Raw genomic sequence first — 5,425 nt, 5'->3', positions numbered from 1 at the left:
GCCCACCTCCCGCCGCCGCCCGCCGCACTCCAGGCGCTCGGCAGCCCCGACGGCTTCACCGCGCTGCTCACGGCCGGCGGCCTGCACGACGCGCAGTGCCGCACCCTGCGCTGGGACCACCGCACCACCGAGGAGGAGTGGTGGTCCGGCCCCGCCGCCCGGGTCGCCTTCCTCGGCGAACTGCTGCACAGCCAGCCACCGGCCGTCCGGACCCGGGTCCGGCGGGAGTTCGGGCGCCTCGCCCAGGAGTTCCGCACGGCGGACGGCGGATTGGCGCTCCCGCACGCGGCGCTGCTGGTCTCGGCCCGTCGTTGAGCGGAGCCGGGCGGCGGACTGGGCGCCCGGTTCGCGGAGGGAGTTCGGGTCGCCGGGAGGGCGGGTCAGGGGAGTTCGACGGAGAGTTGGGTGCCCAGTTCGCGGAAACCCACCCGGGTGGCGACCCGGCGGGAGGCCGGGACGCGGGCGCGCCACTGGGGGAGGAGGCCGACGGCGAGGGCGTGGGCAGCGGCCGCTGCCGCGACGGCGCGGGCCAGGCCGCGGTTGCGGGCGTCCGGGGCGGTGAGGGCGCTGAACTGGGCGGTCTCGTATGGCCAGTTGCGGTAACCACAGGCGGCCAGGACGCGTTCGCCCCGGAGCACGGCGAACGCGGGGGAAGTGATCTCGTCGAGGGAGGCCTCGTCGCGTTCCTCCTCGGTGGCCCGGGCCGCCAGGGCGCGCAACGCCGGGTGGTCGGGAGGGAGCTGCCGGACGGTGGGGCCGGTGGCGTCCGGGACGAGGGCGTCCGGGGCGAGGTAGGCGAGGACGGCGGGCCCGAGGAAGCGAGTGGCCGGGAGGACCGCGTGCAGCAGATCGGCGTCCTGGGCGGCCTCCGGGTGGGACCGCAGCGTGTCGCGCAGCAGGGCGGCCCGGCGGACGTCCGGTGCGGTGGCCAGTGTCGCGCCGCCCAGGGTCAGCAGGCCGACCCATCCGCGCGGGCACAGCCCGGAGCCGGGGGACACCAGTACGGTCGCGGTGCCCGGGCTGGGGAAGGCGGCGGCAGGATTGGCGGCCAGCCCCTGCCACAGGCCGGACGCCCTTCGGAGCAGTGGGTCGGTCGTCATCGTGCCATTCTGGCTGGGCGGTTGACGCGTTGGCGAGGGGTTTCCCGGGGGGCTCAGTGGCCGCCCTTCGGGCGTTCGCAGCCGCCCTCCAGGTACGGACCGTGTGCCTCGATCTGGGGGGTGGCCGACAGGGTGCCCGACAGGCAGGGGCCGACTTTCGGGACGGAGACGGAGAACTGGACGCCGTTCGCGGTCTGGTTGACTGTGGCTCCGGGGTAGCCGAGGCGGGTGAGCAGGGCCTTGGCCTGGTCCGGTCCGGTGGGGGGCTGTTTGGCGGCCTCGGCGGTGAGGCGGGCGGCGTGGGCGTCGCCGCGGCACTGCTGGAGCGGGTTGAGCGGCATCAGCTGGGCGTAGGCGTGGTTCTCGCTGTACTTGGGGTTCTCGGGCTGGTAGCCGCCGGACGCCGTGGCCGCGGGGGTGGGCGACGGTGTCGCGGTGGACTTGCCCGCGCAGGCCGCGGCGACGGCGGGGAAGGTCTTGTCGTGCTCGGCCGCCGCCTGCTTCTGCTGCTCCTCGAACTTCCGCTGGGCCTCCTCCGGCGTGCTGCCCGCCGAACCGGACGCGGAGGCGGAGGCGGACGCGGAGGCGGAAGGAGGGGCGGCGGAGACGGCGGGGTGTGCGGCGCCCGCCCGGTCGGAGGGGGCGTGGGTGGAGCCGCAGCCGGTGAGCAGGGCGCCCGTTGCGAGTACGGCGGTGGCCGCGGCCAGGGCGGGACGTTTCACGGTGGGCGCTCCGGTCGGTTCGGTGGGGCGGGCCCGGCGGCCCGGCGGTGTGGCGATCGTTCCGTGTGCGGTGGATCGGCGGACAGAGTACCCGTACTCAACTTCGGTGCGCGGGGCGGGCGATGGCGGCCAGTCAGGGGTGGGAGGGGGTTCACGGGAGGCGGAGGGCGGTGCGGAAGGCCGGCAGGTGGTCGGTGAGGAAGGCGTCGACGGTGCGGGCGGGGCGGCCGAGCAGGTCGGGGACGGCGGTGGTCACCTCGGCCAGCGAGCCCGCGGCGACCTCGTGCAGCAGGACGGCCAGTTCGGCGGCGAAGCCGGCCGGGGCGCCCTGGGCGGTCAGGTCGGCGGCGACCTCGTCCGGGGTGCGGGGGAGCAGTCCGACCGGGTGGTGCAGGGCGCGGGAGACGCGGTCGGCCAGCTGCCGGTCGGTGACGGCCTCCGGCCCGGTCAGGGCGAAGGACTCGCCCGGGCGCGGCGGCCCCGTCAGCAGGACCTCCGCGCAGTCGGCGATGTCCCGGCAGTCGATGTGCGAGACGGGGGCGCCGCCGTAGCGGCCGACCAGGCGCCCGTCGGGGGTGAAGGTGCCCGGGGCCAGCAGGTTCTGCAGGAAGCCGGAGGGCTGCAGGAGCGTCCAGGCGGCCGGGCCGGACGCCGCGAGCCGGCGGTCGAGCGCGCCGTGCACGCCCTCGGAGAGCGGGCGGCCGGGGGCGGCGTGCCGGACCGAGACCTTCACCACCCGTTCGACGCCCGCCGCCGCGGCCGCGTCGATGACGGCGCCGAGCTGACGGAGCATCGGCTGCTCCCCGTCCACCGGTACGGCGCCGGGCCCGTTGAGGAAGAGCCGGTCGACCCCGTCGAACGCGGCGGCGAGCGAGCCGGGGTCGGCGAAGTCGCCCACGGTGTACGCGCAGCCCAGGGCGCGGCCCTTGGCCTCGTCCCGGACCAGGGCGCGGAACTCGGCGCCCCGGGCGGCGAGTCGGCGGACCAGGTGGCGGCCGATCGAGCCGGTGGCTCCGGTCAGCAGGATCACGGCGGGTTCTCCCCTGTCTGGTGGTGATGAGGACGGGTGTGAGGACAGGTGTTCCGTGGTGCGGTGGCTGGGCTCGGATAAGCTGAGGCATCCTCGGTTTCGAGGTAAAGTGAGGATGCCTCGAATTGAGGTGCGGGCACAAGTGCCCGCCCGGAAAAGGGAGCTGACGTGACCGGGACCGCCCGCCGCCGACCGCGCGCCGACGCGCTGCGCAACCGGGAACGGCTGCTCGCCGAGGCCGACGCCGTCTTCCGCGAGGAGGGCACCGGCGCCTCGCTGGAAGGCGTCGCCCGCCGGGCCGGCGTCGCCATCGGCACCCTCTACGGCCACTTCCCGACCCGCGCCGCACTGGTCGCCGCCCTGCTGGACACCCGCAACCAGGAACTGTTCGCCTACGGGGACGGCCTCGCCGAACACCCCGACCCGGCCCGGGCACTGGCCGACTGGGTCCGCGCGGTGGTCCGGCACGCCGCCGCCTACCAGGGCCTGGCCGCCACCCTGGCCGCCCGCGCCGACGAACTCCGCGACTCCTGCCACCGGCTGACCGGGATCGGCGACCACCTGGTCGACCGGGCCCGCCGGGCGGGCGCGCTGCGCGGCGACACCACCGGCGCGGACCTTTTCACCCTGATGAACGCCGCCGCCTGGGCCCGCGAACACGACACCGCCGACCAGGCCGACCGGCTGCTCGACCTCGCGCTGACCGGAATGATCGCGCAGTGAGCACGGAGCACGAGGAGTCGCCGGTGGAGGTGCGGTGCGGACGGAACCGGGCGGTCGGCGTCCTGCTGACGGACCGGCAGGAGGAGGACGGGGTGCTGCGGTTCGCGGTGGAACTGCGGGCCCCCGGCCTGGCGGCGCGGCTGCCGCAGGTGGTCGACCTGGGACCGGACGGCGGGCTGCCCGGCTTCCTGGCCGCGCTGGCCGCGGACTTCCGGGGCTGGGAAGGCGAGCGGGAGTGGCGCACCCCCGACCGCGACCTGACGCTGCGAGCGGTGTTCCACCCCGGCGGCCACACCGCACTGAGCTGGGAACTCCGACCCTGGCGGACCGCCGACGGCACCTGGCGGGCGGAGGTGACCACCTGGCTGGAGACGGGCGAGCAACTCACCGCGCTGGCAGCGGAGTCGGCCGCGTTCGCAGCGGGAGCAGGAGCGGGAGCGGGAGCGGGTGCGGGTGCTAGTGGTGGCCGCCCGCCCGGGTGGCGGCTGGAGTGAGGTCGGGCCAGGGGTGTCCCGTCCGGGTGGAGGCGGCGGAGCGCAGGAGGGCGAGGACGGCGTGCCCCGGGTGGTTGCGGAAACTCGGGTGGGCGGCGCGGTGGTAGCAGCTCCAGTAGCTCACGACGCGCCGTTGGGTGCGGGCGAAGAAGGCCGGGTTCTCCGCGATGAACCGGCCGTAGGCGAGGTGTCCGGCGGTGCCCGGGGCGGCGAGGTCGGAAAGCGCGTCGCGGATGACGACCAGGATCTCCAGGACGTACTCGCCGACCAGTTGCACGACGAACGGGACGACCCAGGGGTCTGCGGATCCGACGATCTCCTCCAGGTGGCGCTGCCGGATTCGCCCGTCCCAGTTCCGCGTGTAGAGGCAGTGCAGGAGCTGCCGTTGGCGCTCCGACAGCGACGCCACCGCGCGGGCCGGCGGCTCGTCGTTGTAGAGGCGCCCGGGGAGGGTGACCGGCCGGCCCCCGACGAGGACGGGGAACGGGGTGATCGGCGGGAAGCGGGAGGCGGGCATGGCCGCCAGCACCGCCCGGGCGTCGTCGGCGAGTTCGGGCGGGAACGCGGCGGTCAGCGGGGGGTTGCCGGTGGGGGGCGGCTGCACGGGTCGATCATAGGGGCCGGTCGGTCGGTCGGCCGGTCTTGCCGGAGGTCGGTGAGGGGGGCTTCCGGGGCGGGTGTTCAACAGGGGGTGGAACTTTCAACACATTCAAGGCTCATATGACTGGATGGTGGGTGTACTGATTGGGCACTGTGGTGGCGGGCCGGACACCGGCCGTGTCGAGGGGAGTCGGCGCGGGGCCGGGTGTGGTGCGGCCCCTGCCGGATCGGCCCTCTCGCTGCTGCGGAGCGTGCAGTCATGCCCGTGTCGGTTCACATGTTTCCAGGCCAGGGGGACTTCCCCGTGCAGGTGCTGTCCCGGGCCGCCGCCCGGGACGGGGCGCTGCGCCGCGCGTTGCGGGCCGTCTACGAGGAGATCGACGCCAGTGCCGGCACCGGGGCACTGCCGTCGCCGGCCGCCCTGCTGCTGGGGGCGGACCCGCCCGGTGGGCGGGAGTTGGCGCGGGGGCCGGTCGGGCTCCAGCAGGTGGCGCACTACGGGGCGGCGGTGGCCTGGCAGCGGGTGCTGGTCGGGCGGTACGGGCCGCCGGACGCGTTGCTGGCCGTCAGTTTCGGTGAGCTCGCCGCGCTGACCGCGGCCGGCGCCTGGACGGTCGGGGCCGGGGCGCGGGCCGCGTACGGGCTGGCCGGGGTGCTGGCGCGGACGCCCGGCGGGTTGACGCTGATCGGGTGCGGGGAGGCGCGGGCGGCCGAACTGGCGGCGCGGGCCGGGGGCGGGCGGGTGGCGGTCGGCTG

General features: G+C 75.9%; 6 protein-coding genes and 2 pseudogenes. 4 read left to right on the top strand and 4 right to left on the bottom strand.

Annotation, left to right across the window (positions count from 1 at the left end):
* Positions 1-315 (top strand): annotated as a pseudogene (locus IH44_RS0138940) (SAM-dependent methyltransferase); the annotation flags it as partial.
* Positions 316-380: 65 nt separating this feature from the next.
* On the opposite strand, the gene IH44_RS0138935 reads toward IH44_RS0138940, so the two are convergent.
* From IH44_RS0138935 to IH44_RS49585, 3 genes are all read right to left on the bottom strand, one after another.
* Positions 381-1,100 (bottom strand): GNAT family N-acetyltransferase, encoded by a 720-nt coding sequence (locus IH44_RS0138935; RefSeq protein ID WP_030464590.1) that lies wholly within the window; start codon positions 1,098-1,100, stop codon positions 381-383.
* 53 nt (positions 1,101-1,153) lie between these two features.
* Positions 1,154-1,822, bottom strand: a complete 669-nt coding sequence (locus tag IH44_RS49255; protein ID WP_051818265.1) for a hypothetical protein — start codon at positions 1,820-1,822, stop codon at positions 1,154-1,156.
* A 151-nt stretch (positions 1,823-1,973) separates the two neighbouring features.
* On the bottom strand, positions 1,974-2,852 hold the full coding sequence (locus tag IH44_RS49585; protein WP_030464588.1) for an NAD(P)H-binding protein: 879 nt from the start codon (positions 2,850-2,852) through the stop codon (positions 1,974-1,976).
* 168 nt (positions 2,853-3,020) lie between these two features.
* Between IH44_RS49585 and IH44_RS0138920 the strand changes: the two genes are divergently transcribed.
* Both IH44_RS0138920 and IH44_RS0138915 read left to right on the top strand, forming a co-directional pair.
* Positions 3,021-3,575, top strand: a complete 555-nt coding sequence (locus IH44_RS0138920) for a TetR/AcrR family transcriptional regulator (RefSeq protein ID WP_030464587.1) — start codon at positions 3,021-3,023, stop codon at positions 3,573-3,575.
* A complete protein-coding gene (locus tag IH44_RS0138915) occupies positions 3,572-4,069 on the top strand; it encodes a DUF6228 family protein (protein ID WP_063759773.1) in 498 nt (165 codons plus the stop codon). The genes IH44_RS0138920 and IH44_RS0138915 overlap by 4 nt, the downstream gene beginning before the upstream one ends.
* Here the strand turns inward: IH44_RS0138915 and IH44_RS0138910 are convergent.
* Complete coding sequence (locus IH44_RS0138910) at positions 4,032-4,673, bottom strand: hypothetical protein (RefSeq protein WP_030464585.1); 642 nt, start codon at positions 4,671-4,673, stop codon at positions 4,032-4,034. The genes IH44_RS0138915 and IH44_RS0138910 overlap by 38 nt on opposite strands.
* A gap of 300 nt (positions 4,674-4,973) precedes the next feature.
* On the opposite strand from IH44_RS0138910, the pseudogene IH44_RS47060 reads away from it, so the two are divergent.
* Positions 4,974-5,425: pseudogene (locus tag IH44_RS47060) on the top strand (acyltransferase); the annotation flags it as partial.

Origin of the sequence: Kitasatospora sp. NRRL B-11411, from assembly GCF_000721345.1 — a bacterium.
GTDB classification, from domain to species: Bacteria; Actinomycetota; Actinomycetes; order Streptomycetales; family Streptomycetaceae; genus Kitasatospora; species Kitasatospora cineracea.
The sequence above is the reverse complement of the archived record's forward strand: the minus strand, read 5'-3'. Positions and strand labels throughout refer to the sequence as shown.